The organism is Candidatus Amarobacter glycogenicus, assembly GCF_016704105.1.
Lineage (GTDB): Bacteria > Chloroflexota > Dehalococcoidia > Tepidiformales > Tepidiformaceae > Amarobacter > Amarobacter glycogenicus.
Genome location: NZ_JADJAT010000019.1, coordinates 249,732 through 275,108, shown reverse-complemented (window position 1 = coordinate 275,108; position 25,377 = coordinate 249,732). Strand labels below are relative to the sequence as shown.

Below are 25,377 nucleotides of genomic sequence, written 5' to 3'. Positions count from 1 at the left end.
CATCTTCCCACCGGTACGGCGTCCACGCATAGGCTCCGGAAGTCCGGCCTCAGCCTCGCATCTGGTGGATCTGCTCGGCGTGGGCGGTCGAGTGGTCCGCGCCGCGGATGATCAACTCGCCGATGCTCAGGCGCTCTCCATCGGGCAAGACTCCCGCTTTGTCCCACGACTTCATGTCGAGCTGGCGCAGGATCTCGATGGTCGTGAACCGGAGCTGGTCGAAGAGCGCGATCGCTGCCTCCGGGCTGCGCCAGAGATAGTGCAGCTTCCGCTTCCATGTGCCTTCATCAAACGTGAAAAGAGGCGGCTCATCGCCGGCGAGGACAAGCCGGATACGCGTTGCCCTCACCATTTCCGCGTCACTGAGGTGGACAAGGATGTCGCGGACCGACCAGCCCTCCGTGTTTGGGCGCGAGATAGCGCCCGGGTCTGCCCCTCGGATCGCCTCGCGGATAAGAGACGCGCCCGCGACGAATCGTTCCAGTGGCTCGACGAGGTGTTCGGGAAGTTTCGCCATCGGGCCTGAACTGTACAGGATGGCGGTTCCCTGTTCCTGCCGTGGCCAAAGCGGCCCCACGCTTAGCACTCTGTTTGGTACACTGCTAAGTCGATGGCGACAGGACAGCGCGACTACTACGAAGTGCTCGGTGTCGAGCGGTCGGCGGATGCCCAGGAGCTCAAGCGCGCCTATCGCAAGCTCGCCATGGAGTACCACCCGGACCGCAACGGCTCCGAGGACGCAGCTGAGAAGTTCAAGGAGATAAACCAGGCCTACGAGGTCCTCTCCGATGACCAAAAGCGCGGCGCCTACGACCGCTTCGGCCACGCCGGCGTAGACGGAACAGGCGGGCCCGGCGGATTCGATGGGTTCTCGCACTTCGACGGCTTCGGCGACATCTTCGAGACCTTTTTCGGCGGCGGTTCCCGCGGCGGGCGCCGGCGGCGTGGGCCAGCCCGCGGTGCGGACCTTCGTTACAACATGCGTCTCACCTTCGAAGAAGCCGTCTTCGGCGCTGAAAAGGAAATCGAGTTCCAGCGCCAGGAGCGGTGCGCCACCTGCGCCGGCAAGGGCGCCGAGCCGGGCACCGAACTTGCCACCTGCCCCGAATGCAACGGCGCGGGCGAAATCCGCCGTTCGCAACAGAGTATCTTCGGGCAGTTCGTAAACGTGACCGCCTGTGCGCGCTGCTCGGGCGAGGGCCGCATCGTCCCCAACCCGTGCGAAGAGTGCCGGGGCACTGGCCGCACCCGCCAGACTCGCAAGATCGCGGTCAAAGTGCCGGCGGGCGTCGATGATGGCGCCCAGATCCGGATTTCGAATGAGGGCGAAGCCGGTGCTCGCGGTGGTGAGCAGGGCAACCTCTACGTCGTCCTAAACATCGCTGAGCACGAGCGCTTCCAGCGAGTCGAAGACCACATCGTCCTCGAACTGCCGATCAACGTCGCCCAGGCTGCCCTCGGCGCCGAGCTGAACGTCCCGACGCTCGATGGCGAAGTGGAAATGGAAATCCCGGCCGGGACGCAGAGTGGAGAAGACTTCGTCCTGCGGGGCAAGGGCGTGCCCCACCTCCGGGGCACAGGTCGAGGCGACATGGTCATCCGCGTCACCGTCGTCGTGCCCGAATCGCTCACCGACGAGCAGCGAGGCCTCCTCGAACAGCTCGCCCAGACGATGGGCACGCCGACTCTCCCGAAGCGAAACCGCGGCTTCTTCGAGCGCATCCGCGATGCGATGGCCGGTTGAGCCAGGACCTGGATTGGCGAATTTGGATTACGGGTTGACACCGCGTCCCACTGCCCAGCCCCGAACAGCAGATGGGGCGCTCTGGTATGAGATTACCGCGCTCACTCCGCCGGCCCTCGTCGAAGAGGTGTCGGCGCTGATGCTCTCCGTTGCTCCCGGCGGGATCACGGTCGAACACCCGATCGATATCCTCGGCCCGGAAATGGGCTTTAGCGTTCGCGGCGGCGAACCCGTGCTCGTGCGTGCCTATCTGCCGGCGTCCGAACTGGGCGCGATCCTCGTGAACGACCTTCGCACCGGGATGGAGGCATACCCCGCGGTCCAACTCACGGCGAAGCCCATCTACGAGCAGGACTGGGCAGTCTCCTGGCGGGAGTTCTTCGGCGTGGTCGAAACGGGCGGCCGTGTCGTCATCATCCCCACCTGGGTGGAACACGAAGTCCGTCCCGGGCAGATCGCCATCTGGCTCGACCCGGGACAGGCATTCGGCACGGGGCACCACGAGACGACCCGCCTCTGCCTGGCGGCCCTCGACGGGTTGGCCCGCCCCGGGGTCACGATGCTGGACGTGGGCACGGGCTCCGGCGTTCTATCGATCGCCGCGGCGAAGCTCGGAGCGCCGCGTGTAGTGGCCATTGATATCGACCCCATCGCCGCTGAGATCGCCCGCCGCAATTGCGATGCGAACGGCATCGGAGCCGAGGTCGAAATCTCGGCTGGCACACTCCGATCCGATCACGCCGGGCGCTACGATCTCGCGGTTTCGAACATCAGCACCCCGGCCAATACGGCCCTCGCCGAGGTCTTCGGTGTCGTGGTGAAGCCGGGCGGCGATATCGTCCTTTCGGGAATCCTCGCTGTGGACGCTCCGGGCGTTGTCGCCGCAATGGCGGCCCAGGGGTTCGAGCAACTGGCAGTGACCGAAGAGCGCGACTGGTGTTGCATCCACCTGCGCAAGGCATGAAGGCGATCCGCGGTTCGACAATCCCCGGCACCGGACGGAGAATCAGCGGCCATGCCGACCAATCTTGAACTCTGCGACCTGTTCTTCGCCGCGATCTCGCGCGGTGATATCGATGCCGTCCGTGCTATCTACGCGCCGGATGCGGTCATCTGGCACAACGACGAGAAGGCGGAACAAACCCCGGATAGGAACCTGAAGGTCCTCGGCTGGGTGACCCGGAATATCAAGGACATGCGCTACGAGGAGGTTCGCCGCCATGAAACGCCCACGGGATTCGTCGAACAGCACGTGCTCCGCGGCGTCGCGCCCAACGGCGCTCCTCTCGAAATCCCCGCCTGCATCGTCTGCGAGGTGCGGGACGGGCATATCACCCGCCTGGACGAGTACCTTGACTCGGCCCAGACCGCGGCACTGAGGTCCTGACGGTGAACAGCGGCGCGCGCCTGCGCGAACTCATGGACCGCGGGACGGTGGTGGCGCCGTTCGTCTTCGATGGTGTCCAGGCCCGCCTCGCTGAGGCCGCAGGCTTCGAAGCCGTCTACATGACCGGCTTCGGGACGGCAGCGTCCTACGGGCTGCCGGACATGGGCCTGATCGGGCTCGGCGAGATGTCGGCGAACGCCGCGCGGATTGCCGCGGCCGTCGGCGTCCCTGTCATCGCGGATGCCGACACGGGCTACGGCAACGAAACCAACATCGCCCGGACGGTGGCCCTCTACGAGCGCGCCGGGGTTGCGGCGCTGCACATTGAAGACCAGGACTGGCCGAAGCGGTGCGGGTTCCTCGAAGGCAAACGGGTCATCCCGGCCGGGGAAATGGTGTTGAAAGTTCGCGCAGCCGTAGCTGCCCGCACCAGCCCGGACCTCGTCATCATCGCCCGCAGCGACGCCTACCAGCCAAACGGCTGGGACGATGCCATCGCTCGCCTTCGCGACTACCGGGCCGCCGGGGCTGACATGGTGTTCATGGACGGGCTCAAGACCCGCGAGGATGTCGAGCGTGCGGCGGTCGACCTCGCCGGGGTCCCGCAGCTGCTCAATTCGTGGCTCGTTACGCCGGAAGAAGCGAACCGCCTGGGATTTGCCGTCTACATCCACCTCGGGCTGATGCTGCGCCACTTCAGTGACTTCCGCCGTGCACTCGAGGAACTGCGCGATAGCGGACGCGTCCATGTCCCGGAAGCTGACCTCTCGGTTGAGCCAGTCACGCGGCTGCTGCGCCGGGATGACGCCTGAACATGCACTGCCATCGCGGCCTTCTACCGCCTAGACCGTCGCTCTGGTACGTTCGCAGGTACCCTTTAGGACAGAGACATGGGTGAACTGGGGAGCCTGCTGACTCGCGCGCGTGAAGCGCGCGGGCTGACGCTCGAAGACGCGGAACGCGATACACGTATCTCACGCCGGTACCTCCAGGCGCTCGAAGCCGAGCAGTTCGAGGTCATACCGGCGCCTGTCTATGCGCGCGGCTTCCTCCGGTCCTACTCCCAATACCTCGGCATCGACCCTTCGGAAGCACTCGCGATGTTCCCCCGCGAAGACGACCCGGATTACCAGCGGGCGGCCGATGCGAACGCACCGCAGCAACGCGCGAGCCGCGATAACCCGGTGAGCCCGGTCTCAGCGGCGCGGCCGACATGGCGGGCCTCGGCCCCGCCCGAACCGGTCCAGCAACAGCCTCTTCCCCACATCCGTCGCGAAGAGGCGGCCCCACGCCCCATGACCCGGCCGACGCCACTCGGCCGCCCGGCGAAGAAAGCAGCAGCACCGGTTTCCGAGCCGGAAGCCGCATGGGAGCCGGTCATCGGTGTCGATATCGGCGTGCCCAACCCCGCGAACCGCATCAAGACGGACCCCGCGGCGCAAACACGTTCCGTGGTCGTCGCGATCGCCGCCCTCGGCGTCATTCTTGGCGCCGTCCTTCTTGCCATCTTGATTTCGAACCTCGGCGGTGGCGACGATGCGCCCCCTGGCACCGGGATCGACTCGGCGCAGTCGGCCGATGGCAACCTCGCCACGAGCACCTCCGCCTCTGGGGCCGCCAACAACACCGCTCCCGGCATCGTCCCGACCCTCATCGGCCGCACGGAAACGGAGGCGAAGCAGATGCTTGCGGCCGCCGGATACGTAGTGCGCGAGATCCGTGCGAAGAACGCTGCCGAAAAAGGCACCGTCTTCGACCAGACGCCCGTCCCGGGCATAGAACTGGCGCAGGGGCAGACCGTGCAAATCGCCATCAGCGAGGGCCAGTAGTGGCCGTCCCTCGGACTTACCACGTCGTCACGCTCGGTTGCCCGAAGAACGATGTCGACAGCGAGCACCTGGAACGGTTGCTCACGGGCGGTGAACTCCTGCCCGTCCTCCAGCCCGAGGGGGCCGATGCCATCATCGTGAACACCTGCGGTTTCATCGAGCAGAGCCAGGAACAATCCATGGAAGCCGTCCGAGAGCTTTCGCGGAACAAGCGCGAAGGCCAGACGCTCATCGTCGCCGGTTGCATGACCCAGCTCTACGGCCGCCAGGTGAAGGAAGAGAACCCGGCCATCGACCACGTCTTCGGAGTCGGTCAATGGCAGGACGTCGCGCGTCTCCTGAGCGTGGATGTCGATGCCATCCACGACATTCCCGAGAGCAACGTGAAGGTCAGCGGCCCATCCGCGTACCTCAAGATCTCCGATGGATGCGACGCCCCGTGCACGTTCTGCGTCATCCCGAAGATCAAGGGCGGGCTGCGTTCGGCGCCGGCCGGCATGCTGGTGAAGGAAGCGCAGCGGCTCGCAGCCGCCGGGGCGAAGGAACTCGTGCTCGTTGGCCAGGACACAACCGCGTGGGGCGAGGACCTGCGGATGCCCGTGGGCTCGGGGTTGCCGGGCCTGCTCGAAATGGTGAGCGAGGCGGTTCCCGGCGCCTGGCTCCGCTTGATGTACGCCTACCCCAGCCGCGTCTCCCCGCAGCTCATCGAGACGATGGCCCGCCTCGCCAATGTCATTCCCTACCTGGACGTCCCGCTCCAGCACGGCAGCGAGGCCGTCCTCCGCCGGATGAAGCGTCCGAGCAATCTCGATAATGTCCTGAGGTCCATCGAGGATCTTCGCTCAGCGATGCCCGAGATCGTCCTCCGCACGTCGTTCATCGCAGGATTTCCCGGCGAGACCGAGGCCGAGTTCAAGGAACTCCTGGACTTCGCCAGGGCCATCCGCTTCGACCATGCCGGTTGCTTCACCTACTCGCGCCAGCAATGGACCGGCGCGTTCGAAATGGACGCCCAGGTTCCGGACGAAGTGAAGTTCGAGCGACGGGACCGCTTCATGCGCCAGCAGCGAAAGATCGCGGCGAAGCAGGCGCGCCGTTTCGTCGGCCGTGAACTCGATTTCCTCGTGGAAGGCACCGGTGAAGACGAAGATGGCGCACCGGTCATCGCGGGCCGAACCTACCGCGAAGCCCCGGAGGTTGACGGCCTCGTGATCGCCCGGGGCATGGCGACCATGGGTAAGCGCGTCCGCGTCCGCATCGATGAGGCCGCGGATTATGATCTCTTCGCGACAGTAGTTCGCTAGCCGCCTATCGGCAGGCGCGGCGGCCAGCGTAAGCTACCGCGCTATGGGAACTTCCCGTGCCGTCGTCCGTGGTCTGAAAGCGCCAGGGAGGCAGCCCTCCGGGCCGGCCCGCCTGACCGGGCCAGCACTGAATCACTCCCCGCAATCAGGCGCCGTCGCCGCTGAGCAAAGTCTCATCGATCTGCAGCGGCTGGCGGGCAATCGCGCGGTGTTCGCCGCGGTTCGTTCGCCCTCTCCCCCCGTGCAGTCGCGCAAGCCCATGGCACTGCAGCGGCTCTGGACGCGGGACGAGTTCAAGAAGCAGACCGACGCCGGATTCCTTTCTGGCCGCGGCAAGACCATGAAGGCGCTCGACGATTTGCTCGAGGAGTACCACGGCATCCGCAAGAACGGGATGCACCTTCAACCCGGCGGCACCCAGGACCGGGCGTTGAATATCCTCCACGAGATTGTCGAGAACATCGCGGTCTGGAAGGACACGCACGAAGGGGACACATCCCGCAGCAAGAAGCGAATCCCAGGCCTCTCCAGGCTCGAGATCGACGCAAAGGCCGAACTGAAAGAGCTCACCGAGATCCGCGACAAGTCGCGCGAGTACATGGGGCAGGACCAGAAGCCCGTCGAACGCACCGAGAACAAGCTGAAGACCGAGATGGAAGGGAACTTCTCCTCCATCCTTGCGAAACTGGGGCCGATCTTCAGCGCTGCGGCTCCTGCCTCGGGCGACACCGGGGAGATCGAAGTCGCCATCAAGGTGCCGGTCGACCCGAGCGGAGCAGGTTACCTGGGCTTCCGCGTAAAGGCCTCCGTCGAACGCATGAAGAAGCAGGCCATGAAGATGCGTTTCGAGCTTGCCGTGGTCGGGGGTGCGAAGATCGGCAACGTGGCCGAAATCGGTGGCGAACTCGGCATGTACCTCGAATCGCAAGGAGGCACACCCGAAAAAGCGCTCGAGCTCATCTCCTATGGCGTCTACCGCCGGTTCCGGGAATCGAAGGTCATCCCGAACGAGGTCGCGAACTTCATCTGGGGCGGCTCGGGCACCTCGGTAGGATGGAAACGGGCCGAGAAGTGGGCAGCGAAGGTCGAAAAAGAGAACTTCAAGGACAAGAGCACCTTCGCGGCAGCGGATTCCGATGAGGGCGGTGCCTACGTCGAGACCGGCGGGCTGATCGGGGCGAAGGCGAAGGGTGGTGTTGGCGGTGTAGCGGAGCTCGAAGGGACAGGGCAGTACAGCACCGGCCAGCACTACGACTACAATTCGGTAAAGGCCCTCAAACAGAAGCACGGGGGAAAGCTCGGCGAAGCCGACAAGCTCCCGACGGTGCGAGGCCAGACCCACCACCTGGGCGAGAGCGTCCACCACCTGGAGTTCGGGTTCTCAGCCAAAGGCGGCCCTTTCGGAGGCGCTCTCAAGGTCGGCATCGACTGGTCGACGCAGGAGCGAAACGAAGGCCTCGCGAAACTCAATCGGTGAAGGTCGGCCTCGAAGCCAGTGCCACGATCCCGATGACCGAACTGGTTGGCGGCGGCCTTGGCGGCTACATCATGCCGCTTGCGGCGAGCGCCGCGAAGGGCATTCGCGCTGCCGCCACGGGTGCTGCCAGGGACAAGCGCTCGACCAGCCAGAACGTCGGCGAAATCACCGGTGGCTGCGAGAACGGTGCGACTGCCTTGACCCAGCTCGCAGGCGTGCCGAAGGAAGCGTTCGTCCCCAAGTACGAAGTCGGCCAGCCCCCCCCCGGATTCGCTGCCCCGGTCGACCTCAAGCTTTCGCTCCAGGGCATTTACGACTTCAATGAGAAGGCGTTCACGTTTGAGCTGAAGGTTGAGTACATCAAGGGCATGGAGGTCAACGCCGGAGTCTTCGAGATGAAGGTGAAGAAGGGCCAGCGCCTCATCCGCGTGATTTACAGCGGTGGTTCCTGGGCCGTTGACTAGCGTGGGAAGCGGTGGTGTTCCGTGAGCGACACGACGAGCCACTGGGCGATCGACGGTGAGCTGACGTTCGCCGCGGCAGACGGTGAAAGACTCGACGCCCACGGCGACGACCTCGCCCTGGAGACCGAAGACGGAGTCCTCCATGCGGCGCGGCTCACCTTCACGGTTACGCCCGACGTCTACGCCCGGATCGACCGTGAGGCGCGCTTCCACCTGGATGCCGGAGCCCGTGGCCCGGGCAGCAGCCACTTCGAGCCTGGCTCGGATGTGCAGATCGAGGCCCGCCTCCACCCCGCGTTGCTCCCGGCTATTTCGGCGCTGGGAACCGATATTGTCGACGTCGGGCCGAGGTTCTCCAAACTCGAAGTCGGCTCGCCACTCCTCGAAACCGAAAGCTGGTTCGCCCTCCACGTCACGGTCGAAGTGATGCGCGACGCCGAAGGGGGCGGCCTCCGCGAGGGCTACAGCACGGTCCACGCGGGAAGCGGCGACTACATGGTCTTGCCGATGCTGGCAATCGCCGCCGGCGCACTCGAGGAACGGGGCTTCGAATGGGAAGAGACGAGCGACGAAGAAGTCATCCGCGCTGAGATCACCGGCGAAAACGGGGAGTGGGCCTGCTTCATCGTCGCCCGCCGGGCAGAGAGCCGTTGCACTGTGTACTCCCAGGTCTCGTGGGGGACTCCGGAAAGCCAGCGAAACGAGATGGCTGAACTAATCACGCGGATCAACTTCGGGCTGCCGCTCGGCAACTTCGAGATGGACTTCTCCGACGGCGAGGTGCGGTTCAAGACCAGTCTCAATGTGAGCGGAGACCACCTCAGCGTCGGCCTCTTCGATGGCTTGTTCGAACCGAACGTCGCGACAATGGATCACTACCTCCCGTCCCTCGAGGCGGTCCGAGACGGCCGTATGACGCCACCGGCGGCCGTCGAGATGGTGGAGCGTTAAGGCCCCGCCCCAGTCTCGCGCTCGTAGCACAATCGAAACACAAACCGGCTATCTTCGTAGCGTGGCTGGAAGTGCGTGCCCCGGAAGAGGTTTGGGATGACTGAATCTGCTGACTACGTGATTTCGGCGTGCCGCGAGAACGACGTGAAGTTCATTCGCCTCTGGTTCACCGACATCGTCGGCGCGCTGAAGAGTTTCGCGATCACGGTCGAAGAACTCGAAAAAGCGCTCGAAGAGGGGATGGGCTTCGATGGTTCGAGTATCGAAGGGTTCGCCCGCATCGACGAGTCCGACATGGTCGCCCGGCCCGACCCTGCGACCTTCCAGCTCGTCCCGTGGCGGCCACGCGAATCTGGTGTCGCCCGAATGTTCTGTGACATCCACCACCCGGATGGCACGGCTTTCGAAGGCGACCCGCGCCAGGTGCTCAAGCGCCAATTGAAGCGCGCCGCCGATCTCGGCTACACGTTCTACGTCAGCCCCGAGATGGAGTACTTCTACTTCAAGGATTCGGGCGGCCGTGTCCCGCTCGACCGGGGCGGCTACTTCGATCAGATCTCCGATGCCGGGAGCGACCTCCGCCGCGAGACCGTCCTGACCCTCGAAGCCATGGGTATCGAAGTCGAGTACAGCCACCACGAAGTGGCCCAGAGCCAGCACGAGATCGCGCTCCGCTACACCGATGCTCTGACGATGGCCGATGCCGCGATGACCTACCGGCTGGTGGTCAAGGAGATCGCCACTACCAACGGGGTCTACGCCACGTTCATGCCCAAGCCGATGGCCGACCAGAACGGCAGCGGCATGCACGTTCATCAGTCGCTTTTCAAAGGCGAGCGCAACGCCTTCTTCGATGTCTCGGACGAATACCACCTGAGCGCCATCGCGCGGGGATACATCGCCGGTCTGCTGCACAATGCGCGCGCGCTCACCCTGGTCACGAACCAGTGGGTCAATAGCTACAAGCGCTTGCTTCCCGGGTTCGAAGCGCCGGTGTACCTCAGCTGGGCGCGCCGCAACCGCAGCGACCTCATCCGCATCCCGGAGTACAAGCCCGGCAAGGAAACCCACACCCGCATCGAGTATCGCTCGCCCGACCCCGCCTGTAACCCCTACCTCGCCTTCGCCGTGATGCTCGCGGCCGGGCTGGACGGCATCGAAAACGAGCGCCAGTTGCCGCCGCCGGTCGAAGGCAATGTCTTCGAACTCCGCGCCGAAGAACGCGCATCGCGCGGCATCGCCACTCTCCCCGGGAGCCTCATCGAGGCCATTGAGGTGGCCGAGCAGTCCCCGTTCCTGCGTTCTGCCCTTGGCGACCATGTCTTCGAGTCACTCATCGCCAACAAGCGGATCGAGTGGGACCGCTATCGCCGCCACATCACGGATTTCGAGCTGGCCGAGTACCTGCCGATCCTGTAGCGGCACAGTGGCCGCGCCCGGTCGAGCGGCGTACGATGCGGTCTATGCCCTTCTACGAATTCTCCTGCGTGAAGTGCGGCTCGCGTGACGAGGTCTTTGCCCGCAGTATGGCCACGCCCGTCGTACCCCCGAAGTGCAAGACAGCCGGCCGCGAAAAAGGCCATGAGATGCGCCGCATCATCAGCAAGGTCATCCGGCAGAAAACCCTCTCGGACCAGATTGTTGAAGCCGAAGCGAAGTGGGGCAAGGAAGTGAACAGCGCTCTTGGTCCCACTCCCGATGTCGGCAAGCTCGCTCGCCGCTACGACAGGCTGGCGAAGGACCTCCCCCCGCCGGATTCAGTCTGATTCACGACCCCAACAACGGAGCCCCAACAATGTCTGAAACCGTCCTCCTCGCAAATCGCGGCGCTGTCGCCATCATGACGCTCAACCGGCCCGAGTCGATGAACGCGATGAACCCGGAGATGCTCGACACGATGTTCCGGGTCGCTCGCCAGGCGGCCGATGATCCGGCCATCCGCTGCCTGGTTATCACCGGCAACGGTCGTGCCTTTTCTGCCGGGGGTGATGTCAAAGCGATGGCTTCCGGGAATGCCGATGGAAGCCGCAGCGGCCCCGTGGTAAGCCGTGTCGACGTGCTCCGGCAGCAAGAAGAGGTGTCTCGCCTGCTTGCCGAGATGCCGAAGCCGACGATCTGCGCCGTGAACGGCGTCGCCGCGGGCGCCGGCCTTAGCGTCGCCCTTGCTGCCGACCTGCGCGTCGCGAGCGACCAGTCCCGCTACACGACGGCCTTCGCGAAAGTTGGCTTCAGCGGCGACTTCGGTGGCACCTGGCTCCTGCAGCGGCTCGTAGGCCCGCTCAAGGCGAAGGAGTTGTACTTCCTTTCCGACGTCATCTCGGCGCAGCAGGCGTTGGAACTCGGGCTCGTCTCGAAGGTCGTGCCTCACGACTCCCTGATGGACGAAACGATGGCGCTTGCAGACCGCCTGGCCGCGGGCCCGACCCTTGCCTTCGGCCGTATCAAGGACAACTTCAGCTTCGGCGCGACCAACACCTTCGCCGACACGCTCCAGCGGGAGGCTGAGAACATGATTGCCAGCGGCAAGACGCAGGACCACCTGAATGCCGCGCGCGCCTTCGTCGAGAAAGCGACGCCAGTCTTCGAAGGGCGATAACCGCCGAGACCGAGATGTCCTTCGCTCGATTCAGTTAGACTGGCGCGAATGACTTCCGCCCCGGTCATCCGCGAGCCCCTCGCGGCCCGCTTCCTTCCCCGGAAATGGTTCTATGGCTGGTACATCGCCATTGCCTGTGCCTGCCTGATGTTCGTGGGTGTGGGCGTGGGCTACTACGGCCTGCCTATCTTTCTTAAGCCACTGAAGGAAGAACACGGGTGGAGCACCACCCAGGTCAGCTGGGCGCCGGCCATCTACTTCTTTGTCTCCGGCCTCGCTTCTGCCGTTGTCGGCCCCTACATCGACCGGTACGGACCGACGCGGTTCATGCTCATCGGCACTGTCGTCAACGGGATCAGCGCGGCATTCATCGGCCTCGTCGACCAGCTCTGGCAGCTGTACTTCGTGTATTTCGTCTTCGCGCTCGCTTTCGGCACGTCGAGCAGCATCGCAGTGAACGCGATCATGACGCGCTGGTTCGTGCGAAAACGTGCGCTGGCGATGAGCATCTCGTCCACCGGCGTGTCGCTCGGCGGCGTCATCCTCGCGCCGGTCGCAAGTGCGCTCGTCGAGTCAGGTGGGCTGGCACTCGCCACGCCGATCCTCGGCGCCCTCGTGCTCATCGTCGCACTGCCGGTCATCCTGGCGCTGGTTGCCTGGGAGCCGGCGCAGATGGGCCTTCATCCCGACGGTGACTCAGCGGACGCCATCCAGACGGCTGCCGCGACGCCCGCCATGGCCGCCCAGTACCGCCTCTGGACGCGCCCAGAGGCGATGAAGACGGTCGGCTTCTGGGCGATCCTGATCGCCTTTCTGCTCGTCCTCGTCGCACAGACGGGCTACATCATCCATCAGGTGAACTTCCTCGAAGAGCGGCTTGGGTCGCGCAGCGAGGCGGCCTTCACCATTAGTGTCACCGCCTTCGGCAGCATCATCGCTCGCCTCGTGGTCGGCATTTTCGCGGATGGCGTCGACCGCCGCATGCTCACAGTGGTCCTCTTCGTTGTCCAGGCGACGGCCGTCTTACTGATCGTCCACATCGAAAACGTCGCCGCCACCTGGGCGCTGACGCTCGTCTTCGGCCTGACCATCGGCAACATCTACATGATGCAGTCCCTGCTTGTCGGCGAACTGTTCGGGATGGTCTCGTTCGGCGCCGTGTTCGGGCTCATCTCGTTCGCCGGCCAGGCCGGTAGCGGCATCGGCCCCATCGGCGTCGGCTTCCTGGAAGACCAGACCGGCGGTTACACCATCCCGTTCACCGTAACGGCCGTTGTCACCTACCTCGCCGCCGTGGCGGTGCTGTTCGCTCGTCCAGCCCGGGAGGCCGGCGCTTGAGCCGCGAGACCCCCGGATGGTGCGCCCGCCGGCCGACAGTAAGCCGTTACCCCTCCAGCATCGCGCTTTCGGCCGTCGTGCTCTCGGCAATCACTGCCTCGAAGAGCCGCCTGATGGCGTCGCCATCGAGCGGACCATGATTGTGGGCGATCGCCTGCCGGATGATGGCGGCCTCCCGTTCAGGAACTTCAATCGGCAAGCCCAGGCGCCGCTTCTCGAGGCCGATTTCGATCGCGTAGTGGGCGCGTTCGTTGAAGAGGCGCAGCAGATCCTCATCCACGCGGTCGATTTCGTTGCGCCAGTGCTCGATCTTCTTCGACGGCATCGTTGTCACCCATCGAGGATAGCAAACGCGCGGCTTCTCGCCGCAGGGCCAATCGGGGGTTGACGAAGTGGCCGGCTGGCCGGGATTCTTCGTGCCCGGCGCCGTCCCGCCGAAGGAGCTCCCGTGGCGTCACCTGCCGACCGCATCTTCCATAACGGCCCGATCCTGACCATGGAAGAGGGCATGCCTCGTGCCGAGGCCGTCGCTGTCTCCGGAGGGAGGATCGCCGCCGCCGGCACTTCCGCCGAGGTCTTCGCCCTGCGCGGCCCGGCAACCGAGGTCACCGACCTCGCCGGGCGAGCGCTGCTTCCCGGGTTCGTCGATGGTCACGGCCACCTCGCCAAGGTCGCCGACAGCCTGCACTCGGCGAACCTCGCCGGCCCGCCGGTCGGGGAGGTCGTCGACATCCCATCTCTCCTGGATACGCTTCGGGCGTTCATTCGAGGGCGGAGGATCCCACCCGGCGGCTGGGTGCGCGGGCGAGGTTACGACCCTGCGTTCCTCGCCGAGGGCCGGCACCCCACGCGGGACGACCTGGACCGGGTCTCGCGAGAGCACCCCATCCACCTCACCCACGTCTCCGGGCACCTGGTATCCGCGAACAGCCTCGCCCTCGCACTGGCCGGCATCGGCGCGGACTCAGCCGACCCACCGGGCGGCATCATTCGCCGGGCGGACGGCACGAACGAGCCCAACGGTGTGCTCGAAGAGAACGCCATGGCCGCGTTCTCCACCGGCGTCATCCCAGTGCCTTCCAGCGAAGACCAGCTGGCAGCGCTCGAAGAAGCTCAGCGCATCTACGCCTCCCAGGGCATCACCACCGCCCAGGAAGGTGCGATGTTCCCCGCGGAACAGGCGCTCCTCCAGGAGGCCGCCGCCGCAGGGCGGCTGCGCATCGATGTCGCGGGGTACGCGTTCTGGGCACAGGCGGGCGTGATGCTCTCCGGGGCACCGGCCGGCGCCTACCAGGGCCGCTTCAGGAATGCCGGTCTGAAGCTCATGCTCGATGGCTCTCCCCAGGGCAAGACTGCCTGGTTCACGAAGCCGTATCACACCACGCCGGAGGGACAGCTGCCGGACTATCGCGGCTACCCGGCGATGCCGGATGAGCGTGCCAATGCCGTCGTGGAAGAAGCGTTCGCGAACGGCTGGCAGGTGCTTTCGCACTGCAACGGCGATGCCGCCGCCGACCAATTCATCGCAGCGGTGGAGCGAGCCGCCGCCATCCACCCGTCGACGGACCGCCGACCCGTGATGGTCCATGCCCAGACGGTCCGCGAGGACCAGCTCGACCGCATGGCCACGCTTGGCATCCTTCCGTCGTTCTTCGCCTCGCACGTCTACTACTGGGGCGACTATCACCGCGATGTGGTCATGGGTCCGGAGCGGGCCGCGCGCATCAGCCCGATGCGTTCTGCCCGGCGTCGCGGTCTGCGCTTCAACATCCACAACGACTCGCCGGTTGTCCCGCCCGATATCCTGCGCCTGGTCTGGAGTGCCGCCGCCCGGCGGACCCGCTCAGGCGAGTTGCTCGGACCAGACCAGGCGGTGACGGTCGAGGAGGCATTGCGCGCGGTCACCCTCGACGCTGCCTTTGCGCACTTCGAAGACCGGGAGAAAGGCTCGCTTGCGCCCGGCAAGCTCGCGGACCTGGTCATCCTCAGCGACGACCCCACAGAAGTCTCGCTTGAAGACATCCAATCCATCCGCGTCGAAGCGACGCTGAAAGACGGCAGCCTCATCTACGGGGACTTCTGAGGCGCCTCGCTATGGAATCCTGTCCAGACAGTCTGGAGACGTGCAGGAAGGGTCTAGTTCTCCGGCGTAAACCGCACGGGCAAATGCTTGATCCCGCCGATGAAGTTCGAGCGAAGGCGCTGTACGGGTCCGGCCAGCTCGATATCCGGAAAGCGCCGGAACAGCTCTTCGTACAGGACCCGGAGTTCGAGCTTGGCGAAGCCCGCTCCCAGGCAGAAGTGCTCCCCGATGCCGAACGCCAGGTGGTCGTTCGGCGAACGGGTGATGTTGAACACATCGCCGTCGGGGAAGACCGTCTCGTCCCGGTTCACGGAGGGATACCACATCACGACGCGTTCGCCCTTCTTGACGGCCTGGTGCGCGATCTGCGTGTCTTCCAGCGCATAACGGGCCATGTGCATGACCGGCGACACCCAGCGCAGGATCTCCTCGATCGCCCCGGGCAAGAGGGACATGTCGTTCAGCAGCCGCTGCTTTTCCGAAGGGTGCTCGCAGAGCGAGAGGAGCCCGCCGGACATGCCGTTCCGGGTCGTCTCGTTGCCCGCGAGAATGAGCAGGAAGCAGAACCAGAGGATGTCCTCGTCACTCAGCCGTTCCCCCTCGATTTCGGAGTCGGCGAGGATGCTGATCATGTCGTCCGTGGGCTTGATGCGCCGGCTCTGCAGCGCCTGGGCGTAGTACCCGAACATCTCCATCGTGCCCATATTCCCGGTGATCCGCGCGGCATCCTGGGTGCCGCGAAGCTCTTCCGGCACGTCGGTCTGGTACTCGGGGTCTCCGGGGCCAAGCACTTTGTTGGTCAACCTGAACATGGTCGGCCAGTCCTCTTCCGGCACGCCAAGCATCTTGCAGATGACAGCGAGCGGGATGTTGCAGGCGACATCGATGACGAAGTCGCTCTCGCCCTTCTTTGCGATCTGGTCGAGGAGCGTATTCGTCGTTTCGCGGATCTTCGGCTCCCAGAGTGCGACCGCGCGGGGGGTGAACGCCTTATTGACGAGCCGCCGCATTTTCACGTGCCGCGGCGGGTCCATCGTGATGAGCATTTTGCCGTTGCCGGTGGCGGCTGCCGTCGCATCCTCTTCGTTCACTGCCTCGAAAGCGACGATGCCGCGCTCCGAGGAAAAAATCTGGGGGTTGCGTGAAACCTGGAGAACGTCCGCGTAGCGGACGATGTTCCACCAGCCTTTGGCGATCTCGTTACCGGAGTTCCAGCTGATCGGGTTCTCGCGGCGCAGGATCTTGAACGCCTCGTGCGAGCGGCCCGACTCGAAAAGCAGTTCGTCGCCGAGATTAATCGTCTCGAGCGAAAGCGGAGCAGAAGCGTCGGTGGTCATGGCCGGCCTCCTAGAGCGACATTGGATTGGGGCATTTACCGCACGGTCGATAGAGTACGGTAAGGTACGGCATCAGCGCCACCCCGGTGTTCAACAAAGGCACACCTTTCTTCACAGGCTGGGCCCACGTAAAGCGCTTCCAATAATTTACCTTCGCTTGGGCACGCTTCGGGCACGTTTGTGCTGTCATCCCTCCCTTCCCGAAAGAGGCCCCACTTTGGAGCAGAACCAGACTCCCGCCGGAACTGACGTTACCGATGCCCGCGCCACCCTCGAGGCCGCGATGTTCGAAATCAAGCGAGTGATCGTCGGTCAAGAGGCGATGCTCGAGCGTGTCTTCGTCGCCCTCCTCTCCAGCGGTCACCTCCTCATCGAGGGCGTACCCGGGCTCGCCAAGACGCTCACCGTCAAGACGATCGCCGATGTCCTCGGCGGCAGCTTCCAGCGCGTTCAGTTCACCCCGGACCTCGTCCCGGCCGACCTCGTAGGCACCCGCATCTACCGCCCGGATCACGGCACCTTCGAGACCGAACGCGGCCCCGTGTTCTGCAATCTCCTCCTCGCGGACGAGATCAACAGGGCCCCCGCGAAGGTCCAATCTGCCCTTCTCGAAGTCATGCAGGAACGCCAGGTCACCATCGGGCTCCAGACTTTCCCCGTGCCACGTCCCTTCCTCGTCATGGCGACGCAAAACCCCATTGAGTCCGAGGGCACCTATCCGCTCCCCGAAGCCCAGGTCGACCGGTTCATGATGAAGGTTCTGGTCGACTACCCCATCCCGGCAGAAGAGATGGTCGTGGTGCAGCGGTCGCTGCAGCGCCCCGCCGAAGTGAACCAGGTGCTGCCAATCGAAGAACTCGAGCGGTTCCAGCGGCTCGCCGCCGATCTCTACGTCGACCGTGCCGTCGCCGAGTATGCAATCGCGCTCGCGAATTCGACTCGCCACCCGGCGAAGTACGGCATCGCCCAGCACGCCCCGCACATCGCGTTCGGATCGAGCCCCCGCGGCAGCATCAACCTCGTCCATGCCGGACGGGCACTGGCCCTCCTCCGCGGCCGCCGCTACGTCCTCCCATCCGATGTCTACGACCTGGCGAAAGACGTGCTTCGGCATCGGCTCGTGCTGACCTACCAGGCGCTTGCCGACGGTGTGACGTCGGACCTCATCCTCGAGGCAGCCCTCAAAGCGGTCCCCCAGCCGCGGATCGAACTGGCCCAGGAGTTGAGCGCGTGAGCACTCCAACGCTCCGTCTCGTGCGGACCGCGGATAAGCCCGGACCCGGCCCCATGCCGGATGCCATCCTCCGGGCGCTCGATATCACCATCGGGCGCCGCATGAATGGCATGCTCTCCGGCGACTATCGCTCGAAGGCACTCGGCCTGGGTACCGAACTCGCGCAGGTACGCGAATACCAGCCCGGCGACGACGTCCGCCAGATCGACTGGAACGTCACAGCCCGGACTACCGTCCCGCATGTTCGCGTCCAGGTCGCCGACCGGGTGCTCACCACCTGGCTGATGCTCGACACGTCGCCATCGATGGGGTTCGGTACCGCCGACCGCCGGAAGTACGATGTCGCCGAGGGCGTCGCCGTCGCCGTCGGCCAGGTTGCGACGCGCCACGGCAACGCCCTTGGCCTGTTGAGTTTCGGCGATGAACACGCCCGAATGATCCCGCCCGGACAGGGCCGCAAGGGCATGCTCGGACTGCTCACCCTGCTCCGCGAGGAGCCCACGGCTGAAGGAGGCGGAGCCACCTCCCTCGGCTCGGCCATCCAGTCGCTCAACCGGATGGCTCGGCGTTCGCGACTGGTTGTCATCATCTCGGACTTCCGCGGCCCGCGAGACTGGTCGAGTGCCCTCGTCGAGCTCGCGGGCCGTCACTCGGTCATCGCCGTCGAGATCCAGGACCCTCGCGAACAGGAAATCCCCGACGTCGGCGAACTCTGGTTGGTCGATCCGGAAACCGGTCGCCAGCTGCGGGTGGATACGCGTTCGAAGAAGTTGCGAGAGCGGTTCGCGAACGCCGCCGTCCAGGACCGTGCGGAGGTGGCCGGGATGCTCGCCCGGGCCGGCGCACAACACGTTGTCCTCTCCACGCGCGGCGACTGGTTGCGCACGCTTGCCGGCTTTCTCAACGCGAAAGGAACTGCCCGATGAGCTTCGCCTGGCCTCTCGCCCTGCTCTCCCTCTGGCTCGTGCCCCTCGCAGTTGCGCTCTATGTCCTGGCGCAATACCGGCGGCCGAAGTACGCCGCCCGCTTCACGAACCTGGATCTGCTCGCCAACGTCGTCGAAAAGACACCGGGCTGGCGGCGCCACATCCCCGCTGTGCTCGGGCTGCTCGCCCTGGCGACCTTGCTCACCTCGCTCGCCAGGCCCGAACTCGAACACAAGGTGCCGAAAGAAGAAGCCACGGTCGTCCTCGTCACCGATATCTCCGGGTCGATGACCGCGACCGATATCGAGCCCACCAGGATGGCCGCAGCCCAGGAAGCGGCCCATACCATGGTGGACGAACTCCCCGAGGGCTTTCGCATAGCCCTCGTCACTTTCTCCGCCGGCGTCCGGACGGTCGTCGCACCGACAACGGAAAAGGCCGTCGTCGAAGCGGCCATCGATGCCCTCAAGCCCCTCGGTGGCACCGCCATGGGCGACGGTATCGTCGAAGGTATCGCCGCCTCCCAACTCGATCCGGAAGCCATCGCTGCGACTCCGTCCTCAAAGGGTGGCCTTGACGGCGGACAGTCGGAGGATTCGCCGGTGATCATGATCCTGCTCTCCGACGGCGCGAACACCCTGGGCCAGACGGACCCCATCGACGCCGCGCAGCAGGCGAAGGAACTCGGCATCCCTATCTTCGCCATCGCTCTCGGCACGCAAGATGGCGTGGCCGTCGTCACTGATAGCCAGGGTCGACAGCGTTCCATCAACGTCCCCCCCGACGAGGACACCTTGCAGGAGATCGCAGCCACGACCGGCGGTAAGTTCTTCTCCGCCCCGTCCGCCGACGATCTCGAGTCCATCTACGAGGACCTCGGTTCCAGGATCGGCTACGACATCGAGACAACGGAGATCACAGTTGGCTTCGCCGCCGCGGCAGCCATGCTCGTCCTCGCCGCGGGTGGGCTGAGCCTGCTCTGGTTCAACCGCTTCCCGTAGAGGCACTCGCGGGGACCGGCAGGCCGGAGCGTCTGCGCGACGCCGCCGATGCTGGAAACGCCGAACGCCCTCTCCGTTCTGAACGGAGAGGGCGTCTGATCTGTCGAAGGTCGAGTTACCGGCGGCGGCGTGTGGCGAATGCCCCGCCGACCAGCCCGAGGAAGACTGTGCCGGCCCCGACGAGGAGCAGCATCTGGGCCTGCATTCCGCTGTGCGCGGCGCCCGTGCCTGTGGCCGGCGGCAGCGGCGCACCGTCTTCGGTCGAGGTCTGCGGTTGCACCGGCTCCGGCTCCTGCTTCGGCGAGTCCGGCTCGGTCGTCTGCTTGCCGGGGTTCGTCCCGCCACCGTTACCCGGGTTGTCTGCGGGCTTCGGGGCCGGCGTGGCGGTCTGCTCTTCGATCGGCGTAGCTACGTCGCTCGGCGCCGGCGGCACGTCTCCCTTCGGTTCGTCCTTCGGAGCATCCTGTCCCGGCTCCGCGACTGGCGTGACCGTGACCGGCGGCGTCGGGGTGTTGACCGGGGCCGGAGTGGCGATCGTGGTTTCCCCGAAGTACACGTCATCGAAGAGAACGACATGGATGCCGGGGATGCTGCTGTTGGACGGGTTCGGGTGCTTCACGGCGGTCGCCCGCACGCGGACTGAATGGGCGCCGGCCGGCGCGACTTCGTTGAAGCCGAGCGTGATCCAGAGGCCTCGCTGGCCAGCCGTGAACCCGCCGTACTGGAGCCCACCGCCGGTCAGGAGGTTGCTTCCGCTGCAATCGTTCGATGCGTAGTAGTGCAGTCCGATGCCTGCCCCGGTGTTAGCCGGCGAGGCTGCTTCCACGAACGCCTTGGTGCTCACGGTGTACTGCGTCCCGGCCTGGATGCCGCCGACGCAATACCAGCCGCTGTAGTACGAATTGCCCGTGCCCTGGTAGTTGTTGGTCACTGCCATGGCGCCGTTCTGCGGCTGCGGGTTGCCCGAGAAGTTGTCCCAGCCGGCCACGCCGTTCGAGAAGTTCCCGTTGGTAATGAGGTTCGGGCCGGCTGCGGCGGCAACCAGGATGCTGGCCGCGGGGATGGCCGCGGCGGCAGCAAGGACGAGGGCTTTGAAGCGGTTCATTGGTGTCTAACTCCCGGTGGTTTGGCAGTTAGACATCTCGCCGCGGGATCTCTTACACGGGACCTCTTACCGTTCGGGCGTGAACTTCACCGGAAGGTGCTTCACCCCGTTGATGAAGTTGGACCGCAGTCGCTCCGGGGGGCCGGCCAGGTCGATATCCGGGAAGCGGCGGAAGAGCTCCTGGAACATGACTTTCAGTTCTTTCTTCGCGAAGCCCGAGCCGAGGCAGAAGTGCTCTCCGATACCGAAAGCGAGGTGGTCGTTCGGTGTGCGCGTGATATCGAACCGGTAGGGGTCCACGAACATCTCCTCGTCCCGGTTCACCGAGGGATACCACATGATCAGCCGGTCACCGGCCTTCAAAGTCTTCCCCCGGATCTCGACATCCGCCGTGACGGTCCGCGCCATGTGGTGCACCGGCGAAACCCAGCGCAGGATCTCCTCGATCGCGCTGTCCAGCAGCGACATGTCCTTCAGGAGTTTCGCTTTCTCCTCCGGATGTTCGCACAGCACCTGGAGGCCGCCGGAGATGGCGTTCCGGGTGGTCTCGTTACCGGCGACGATGAGCAGGAAACAGAACGCGAGCAGGTCTCCTTCGCTCAGCTTCTCACCGTCGATCTCCGATTCGAGGAGAAGCGTGATGAGGTCGTTCTCGCGGGGGTTGGCGCGGCGCTCTTCGAGCCGTTCACGGAAGTAGGCGAACATCGTGGCGAAGCCGGTCATAGCGGTCAGGCGTGCCGCCGCGCCCGTGCCGCGTTCGGCCTCGGGGATGTCGGTCTGGTATTCGGGGTCGCCGGAGCCGAGGACTTTGTTCGTCAGCTCGAACATGAGCGGCCAGTCCTTCTGCTCCAGGCCCATCATCCCGCAGATGACGGCGAGGGGGAGCTGGCTGGCGACTTCGAGGACGAAGTCGCATTCACCGGTGCCCGCGATCTTGTCGAGGACCACGTTCGTAATCCTGCGAATCTCCGGTTCGAGCGCGTTGACGGCGCGCGGCGTGAAACCCTTGTTCACAAGGAGACGCATCTTCACGTGGCGAGGAGGGTCCATGGTGATCACGCTGGCGTTACCGCCGGTAGCCTGGGCGGCGTTGGCCGGGTCGTTCTGCATCATCTCCGCCAGCGCTTCAGGCCGGATTCCGGGGCCGGCGATGCCCTTGCTGGAGATGAACAACTCGGGATTGCGCGAGATGAAGCGGACGTCTTCGTACTTCGTAATCGCCCAGAAGCCGTTCCAGTTGTCGCCACCCTCGTTCCAGTAAACGGGGTCCGAGTTCCGGATCAGGCGGAGCGCCTCGTGGTGGCGGCCCTCCATGAACATTTCCGGGTCGTTGAGGTTGATCGGTGCAGTGGGAGCGGTCATGTGTGGCTTACCTCTGAGTTGTGCGAGAACCCGGATGTCCGGTTCTCATGCGTGGCTGACGAGTTCTTGGGTCCCGGTGGGATCCGGCAGGGCAGTGGAGCGTGCTTACTTCACCCAGGCGATCGCCTGCCGGGGGCAAAGGCGGATCGCCCGGTTGACCTTTTCTTCGAGGTCCTTCGAGACTTCCTCGACGAGGACGACGCTCACGTCGTCGTCACCTACGCGAAAGACCTCCGGTGCGGCGCCCTGGCACTTCGCATGGCCTTCACACATGTCGGTGTTGACTTTGACTTTCATTTGCGGCGTTCTCCGGATGGGTGTGGGCGCAAGCTCGCCCCAGCGTGGGAGAGGATACATCCCTACCGGCCGGTAGGCGACAGAGTTCTGCCTCCTGCTAACGTAGTCCACACATGGCAGCCGACACCGGCATCGACGAGTGGCTGGAGAGCGAAGGCATCGTCGATCGGCGCAGCCGGGTAGAGGCGATGGTGGTACTCGCCGAGGCCGGCCTCACCCGCGCCGGCAAACAACGGATGGCTGACTCCAAGCTGCCTCGCGCCCGGGAAGTGCTCTGGGCAAAGGTGATACCGGTGTGTTCCGATGCCGCCTGCATTGCGGCGGTCGGAACGCCCCCGATGCCGATAGTCACGACGACGCGGGATCGATGCTGCGTTTGCGGTGGTTCCAACACGCGCCGGGCAGTGAAGGCGATGCTTGAGGCCTGCGCCGCTCGCGGCCTGCAGCGAATCCTCCTGCTCGGCGGGAGCAAGGCCGCGCACGTCGAGCTGCGCGCGGCGCTGGCCGGATCGCCGGTCGAGGTCCGGATTATCGACGGCCTGAACGCCAGCCCAAGCACAAAGACGGCGCTCCCGGACCTCGAATGGGCCCAGCTCCTCGTCGTCTGGGCGTCCACGCAGCTTCCGCACCGCGTGTCGCAGTCCTATACCGAGAACCGCCCGCGAGACCTGCCGCAGATCACCGTCGCGCGCCGCGGCGTCGAGGCCCTCTGCCAGGAGGTTGCGAAGTTCGCCTCGGGAGGGCGGGCATAGCGCGGTCCTGCTCCTCCCGTCTCCCTTCTGTGCTTGGTAGAATCGCTTCCGCACTCACCAAAGTCCCGGAGGCCACCCGTGGAAGTCCCCCTGCTCCTGAACGATTTCCTGCGTCGCGCCGCGAAGCTCTACCCGAACAAGGAAGCCATCGTCGATGGCGGCAAACGCTTCACCTACCGGGAGTACCAGGAGCGGTGCAACCAGCTCGGCCACGCGCTCCTTGCTCTCGGCATCAAGCCGGGCGACCGGGTCTGTATCCTCAGCCCCAACTCCCACTACTTCCTTGAGAGCTACTACGGCGTCACGCAGATCGGCGCCATCCTCGTGCCGCTCAACTACCGCCTGGTGGCAAGCGACCACGAGTACATCATCAACCACGCCGGCGTGAAGGCCGTCCTCGTCGACTACGAGTTCACGGGGGTCATCGATGAGATCCGGCCCAGCCTGAAGTCGGTCGAACACTGGATCGCTGCGGATCCGCGCGCCGGCCACGAGACACCCGCCGGCTGGATCGACTGGGACGTGCTCGTTTCGAACCAGCCGAAGACGGCCACCCCCCACGTCGAACAGGACGAGAACGACGTAACCTCGATCAACTACACAAGCGGCACGACGGCCCGGCCCAAGGGCGTGATGCTCACCCACCGCAACGTGTACATCAACGCCTACAACTTCATCGCCCACCTTCGCATTCGCCATGAAGACCGCGAGATGTGGACATTGCCGATGTTCCACGCCAACGGCTGGGGTGGCCCATTCGCCATCACCGCCATGGGCGCAACTCACGTCGTCCTCCGGGCAGTGGTCGGCGCCGACATCTACCAGATGATCCAGGACGAGCAGATCACGTTCGCCTGCATGGCCCCGGCCGTCCTCAGCACCGTCCTGAACTTCCCGGACAAGACCAGCTACCGGGCAACCACCCGTCCGCGGTTTGTCGTCGCGGGCGCGCCGCCACCGGCGGCCTTTATCGAACGCCTCGAGAAGGAGCTCGGCTGGGAGTTCATCCAGATCTATGGCCTCACCGAGACAGCGCCGATCCTCACCGTCTCGGGGCCGGATCACCAGAACCCGGAGGGCCAGGACTACCAGCGCCGGTCGCGTGCCGGCGTCGAAGCCATCGGCGTCGACATCCAGGTGCTGGATGACGAAGGCAACCCTGTCCCGATGGACAACGAGACCGTCGGCGAGGTTTGCGCCCGCTCGAACGTCGTCCTCAAGGGCTACTGGGAACAGCCCGAAGAGACCGCGCGGGCCATCTACGGCGGCTTCTTCCACAGCGGTGACCTCGGCGTCTGGGACGAATTCGGCAACGTGAACATCGTCGACCGCAAGAAGGACGTCATCATCTCCGGCGGCGAAAACATCTCCTCGCCCGAAGTCGAGGCGGCGCTCTACAAGCATCCCGCAGTGCTCGAGTGTGCCGTCATTGGGGTGCCCAGCGAAAAATGGGGCGAGACGCCCAAGGCGCTCGTCGTCCTTCGCGAGGGCATGACCGCGACCGAGGAAGAAGTGATCGCCTTCAGCCGCGAACACCTGGCCCACTTCCGCTGCCCGACATCGGTCGACTTCGTCGAGAGCCTGCCCCGCACCGTCACCGGGAAGCTGCAGAAGTTCATCATCCGCGAGCAGTACTGGAAGGGCGTCGAACGCCGGGTGAACTGAGGCGGCGACTATGGGGGCCGAACTCACCGTTCGGCGCGCTGCGCTATCCTGAATTCCTTACTCATCAGATTGGGGGGCCGCACACCCATGGCTGTCATTTCATATTTCCCGATTTCCCTGCCGCCAGAAGCCCGTGAGGGCTTCGAGAAGACGTGGATGACCCGCGTCGGCGCCGTCGATACCTTCCCCGGTTTCATCTCCACCGAGCTGCTTGCCCTCCCGGACCGGGGCGAATACGTCGTCCTTAGCCGGTTCACGGATGAGGCCTCTTTCGAGGCATGGATCACGTCCGATAACTTCACCGCCGGACACCGCGGCGAGAGCTATGCGAGCTACAAAGAGAATCCCTTCCTCAAGTCGCACAAGCTCTTCGAGGTTCTCGGCTAAGTTCCTGCGTGAAGTAGTTCACGCAAGAGGAACCTTTCGCGCGCCTCGAGCGTTATAGCTATCGGAAGTGCGGACACAGCGCTGGCGATGTGCTGCTGGCGGCGGAGAGCACCGCCGTCCGGTGGCGCCTCGATTTCG

General features: G+C 65.0%; 26 protein-coding genes. 20 read left to right on the top strand and 6 right to left on the bottom strand.

What is annotated here, in order from left to right; genetic code table 11:
* Positions 1–49: 49 nt before the first annotated feature.
* The gene (locus IPG14_RS12580; protein WP_343392054.1) at positions 50–517 is read right to left on the bottom strand and encodes a DinB family protein; all 468 of its coding nucleotides are present in this window, start codon (positions 515–517) and stop codon (positions 50–52) included.
* A 93-nt stretch (positions 518–610) separates the two neighbouring features.
* Between IPG14_RS12580 and dnaJ the strand changes: the two genes are divergently transcribed.
* From dnaJ to IPG14_RS12515, 13 genes are all read left to right on the top strand, one after another.
* Positions 611–1,744: a molecular chaperone DnaJ gene (dnaJ, locus tag IPG14_RS12575; RefSeq protein WP_343392053.1), complete on the top strand. Its 1,134-nt coding sequence runs from the start codon at positions 611–613 to the stop codon at positions 1,742–1,744.
* Positions 1,745–1,778: 34 nt separating this feature from the next.
* Positions 1,779–2,708 carry a 50S ribosomal protein L11 methyltransferase gene (locus IPG14_RS12570; protein ID WP_343392052.1) on the top strand — a complete coding sequence of 310 codons (930 nt, stop codon included), beginning with the start codon at positions 1,779–1,781 and terminating at the stop codon, positions 2,706–2,708.
* A gap of 51 nt (positions 2,709–2,759) precedes the next feature.
* Complete coding sequence (locus IPG14_RS12565; RefSeq protein WP_343385891.1) at positions 2,760–3,131, top strand: nuclear transport factor 2 family protein; 372 nt, start codon at positions 2,760–2,762, stop codon at positions 3,129–3,131.
* 2 nt (positions 3,132–3,133) lie between these two features.
* Positions 3,134–3,943 carry an isocitrate lyase/PEP mutase family protein gene (locus IPG14_RS12560; RefSeq protein ID WP_343392051.1) on the top strand — a complete coding sequence of 270 codons (810 nt, stop codon included), beginning with the start codon at positions 3,134–3,136 and terminating at the stop codon, positions 3,941–3,943.
* A 78-nt stretch (positions 3,944–4,021) separates the two neighbouring features.
* Positions 4,022–4,960: a helix-turn-helix domain-containing protein gene (locus IPG14_RS12555; RefSeq protein WP_343385889.1), complete on the top strand. Its 939-nt coding sequence runs from the start codon at positions 4,022–4,024 to the stop codon at positions 4,958–4,960.
* Positions 4,960–6,264: a 30S ribosomal protein S12 methylthiotransferase RimO gene (gene rimO / locus IPG14_RS12550; protein WP_343392050.1), complete on the top strand. Its 1,305-nt coding sequence runs from the start codon at positions 4,960–4,962 to the stop codon at positions 6,262–6,264. Before IPG14_RS12555 ends, rimO begins: the two co-directional genes overlap by 1 nt.
* A 43-nt stretch (positions 6,265–6,307) precedes the next feature.
* Complete coding sequence (locus IPG14_RS12545) at positions 6,308–7,741, top strand: hypothetical protein (protein WP_343392049.1); 1,434 nt, start codon at positions 6,308–6,310, stop codon at positions 7,739–7,741.
* On the top strand, positions 7,738–8,205 hold the full coding sequence (locus tag IPG14_RS12540; RefSeq protein WP_343392048.1) for a hypothetical protein: 468 nt from the start codon (positions 7,738–7,740) through the stop codon (positions 8,203–8,205). Before IPG14_RS12545 ends, IPG14_RS12540 begins: the two co-directional genes overlap by 4 nt.
* A 21-nt stretch (positions 8,206–8,226) precedes the next feature.
* Positions 8,227–9,156, top strand: a complete 930-nt coding sequence (locus IPG14_RS12535) for a YbjN domain-containing protein (RefSeq protein ID WP_343392047.1) — start codon at positions 8,227–8,229, stop codon at positions 9,154–9,156.
* 96 nt (positions 9,157–9,252) lie between these two features.
* Positions 9,253–10,575 carry a glutamine synthetase family protein gene (locus IPG14_RS12530; protein WP_343387581.1) on the top strand — a complete coding sequence of 441 codons (1,323 nt, stop codon included), beginning with the start codon at positions 9,253–9,255 and terminating at the stop codon, positions 10,573–10,575.
* Between the two features lie 44 nt (positions 10,576–10,619).
* Complete coding sequence (locus tag IPG14_RS12525) at positions 10,620–10,922, top strand: hypothetical protein (protein ID WP_343385884.1); 303 nt, start codon at positions 10,620–10,622, stop codon at positions 10,920–10,922.
* A gap of 29 nt (positions 10,923–10,951) precedes the next feature.
* The gene (locus IPG14_RS12520) at positions 10,952–11,752 is read left to right on the top strand and encodes an enoyl-CoA hydratase (RefSeq protein ID WP_343392046.1); all 801 of its coding nucleotides are present in this window, start codon (positions 10,952–10,954) and stop codon (positions 11,750–11,752) included.
* 48 nt (positions 11,753–11,800) lie between these two features.
* Positions 11,801–13,090 (top strand): MFS transporter, encoded by a 1,290-nt coding sequence (locus IPG14_RS12515; protein ID WP_343387583.1) that lies wholly within the window; start codon positions 11,801–11,803, stop codon positions 13,088–13,090.
* A 46-nt stretch (positions 13,091–13,136) separates the two neighbouring features.
* Here the strand turns inward: IPG14_RS12515 and IPG14_RS12510 are convergent, their stop codons facing one another.
* Positions 13,137–13,415, bottom strand: coding sequence for a chorismate mutase (locus IPG14_RS12510; protein ID WP_343386451.1), 279 nt, complete (start codon positions 13,413–13,415; stop codon positions 13,137–13,139).
* 123 nt (positions 13,416–13,538) lie between these two features.
* On the opposite strand from IPG14_RS12510, the gene IPG14_RS12505 reads away from it, so the two are divergent.
* Positions 13,539–15,173 (top strand): amidohydrolase, encoded by a 1,635-nt coding sequence (locus tag IPG14_RS12505; RefSeq protein WP_343392045.1) that lies wholly within the window; start codon positions 13,539–13,541, stop codon positions 15,171–15,173.
* A gap of 53 nt (positions 15,174–15,226) precedes the next feature.
* On the opposite strand, the gene IPG14_RS12500 is transcribed toward IPG14_RS12505, so the two are convergent.
* Positions 15,227–16,510 (bottom strand): cytochrome P450, encoded by a 1,284-nt coding sequence (locus tag IPG14_RS12500; RefSeq protein WP_343387585.1) that lies wholly within the window; start codon positions 16,508–16,510, stop codon positions 15,227–15,229.
* A 283-nt stretch (positions 16,511–16,793) separates the two neighbouring features.
* Here IPG14_RS12500 and IPG14_RS12495 point away from each other — a divergent pair, with 283 nt between their 5' ends.
* Genes IPG14_RS12495 through IPG14_RS12485 form a run of 3 tightly spaced genes read left to right on the top strand, consistent with a single transcriptional unit; the run spans position 16,794 to position 19,671 of the window.
* Positions 16,794–17,744, top strand: a complete 951-nt coding sequence (locus tag IPG14_RS12495; RefSeq protein ID WP_343386449.1) for a MoxR family ATPase — start codon at positions 16,794–16,796, stop codon at positions 17,742–17,744.
* Positions 17,741–18,670 (top strand): DUF58 domain-containing protein, encoded by a 930-nt coding sequence (locus IPG14_RS12490; RefSeq protein WP_343392044.1) that lies wholly within the window; start codon positions 17,741–17,743, stop codon positions 18,668–18,670. Before IPG14_RS12495 ends, IPG14_RS12490 begins: the two co-directional genes overlap by 4 nt.
* Positions 18,667–19,671, top strand: coding sequence for a VWA domain-containing protein (locus tag IPG14_RS12485; protein WP_343392043.1), 1,005 nt, complete (start codon positions 18,667–18,669; stop codon positions 19,669–19,671). The genes IPG14_RS12490 and IPG14_RS12485 overlap by 4 nt, the downstream gene beginning before the upstream one ends.
* A 115-nt stretch (positions 19,672–19,786) precedes the next feature.
* Here IPG14_RS12485 and IPG14_RS12480 read toward each other — a convergent pair whose 3' ends face one another.
* The 3 genes from IPG14_RS12480 to IPG14_RS12470 form a co-directional block, all read right to left on the bottom strand.
* Entirely contained in the window at positions 19,787–20,776 is a 990-nt protein-coding gene (locus tag IPG14_RS12480; RefSeq protein ID WP_343392042.1) for a hypothetical protein, read from the bottom strand.
* A gap of 66 nt (positions 20,777–20,842) precedes the next feature.
* The gene (locus tag IPG14_RS12475; protein ID WP_343385876.1) at positions 20,843–22,138 is read right to left on the bottom strand and encodes a cytochrome P450; all 1,296 of its coding nucleotides are present in this window, start codon (positions 22,136–22,138) and stop codon (positions 20,843–20,845) included.
* Positions 22,139–22,243: 105 nt separating this feature from the next.
* Positions 22,244–22,435 carry a ferredoxin gene (locus IPG14_RS12470; protein ID WP_343385875.1) on the bottom strand — a complete coding sequence of 64 codons (192 nt, stop codon included), beginning with the start codon at positions 22,433–22,435 and terminating at the stop codon, positions 22,244–22,246.
* A 113-nt stretch (positions 22,436–22,548) separates the two neighbouring features.
* Here IPG14_RS12470 and IPG14_RS12465 point away from each other — a divergent pair, with 113 nt between their 5' ends.
* The 3 genes from IPG14_RS12465 (at position 22,549) to IPG14_RS12455 (ending at position 25,239) form a co-directional block, all read left to right on the top strand.
* The gene (locus IPG14_RS12465) at positions 22,549–23,187 is read left to right on the top strand and encodes a hypothetical protein (protein ID WP_343392041.1); all 639 of its coding nucleotides are present in this window, start codon (positions 22,549–22,551) and stop codon (positions 23,185–23,187) included.
* 78 nt (positions 23,188–23,265) lie between these two features.
* Complete coding sequence (locus tag IPG14_RS12460; RefSeq protein ID WP_343392040.1) at positions 23,266–24,852, top strand: long-chain-fatty-acid--CoA ligase; 1,587 nt, start codon at positions 23,266–23,268, stop codon at positions 24,850–24,852.
* A gap of 87 nt (positions 24,853–24,939) precedes the next feature.
* Entirely contained in the window at positions 24,940–25,239 is a 300-nt protein-coding gene (locus IPG14_RS12455; protein ID WP_343385872.1) for an antibiotic biosynthesis monooxygenase family protein, read from the top strand.
* The last annotated feature ends 138 nt before the right edge of the window (positions 25,240–25,377 follow it).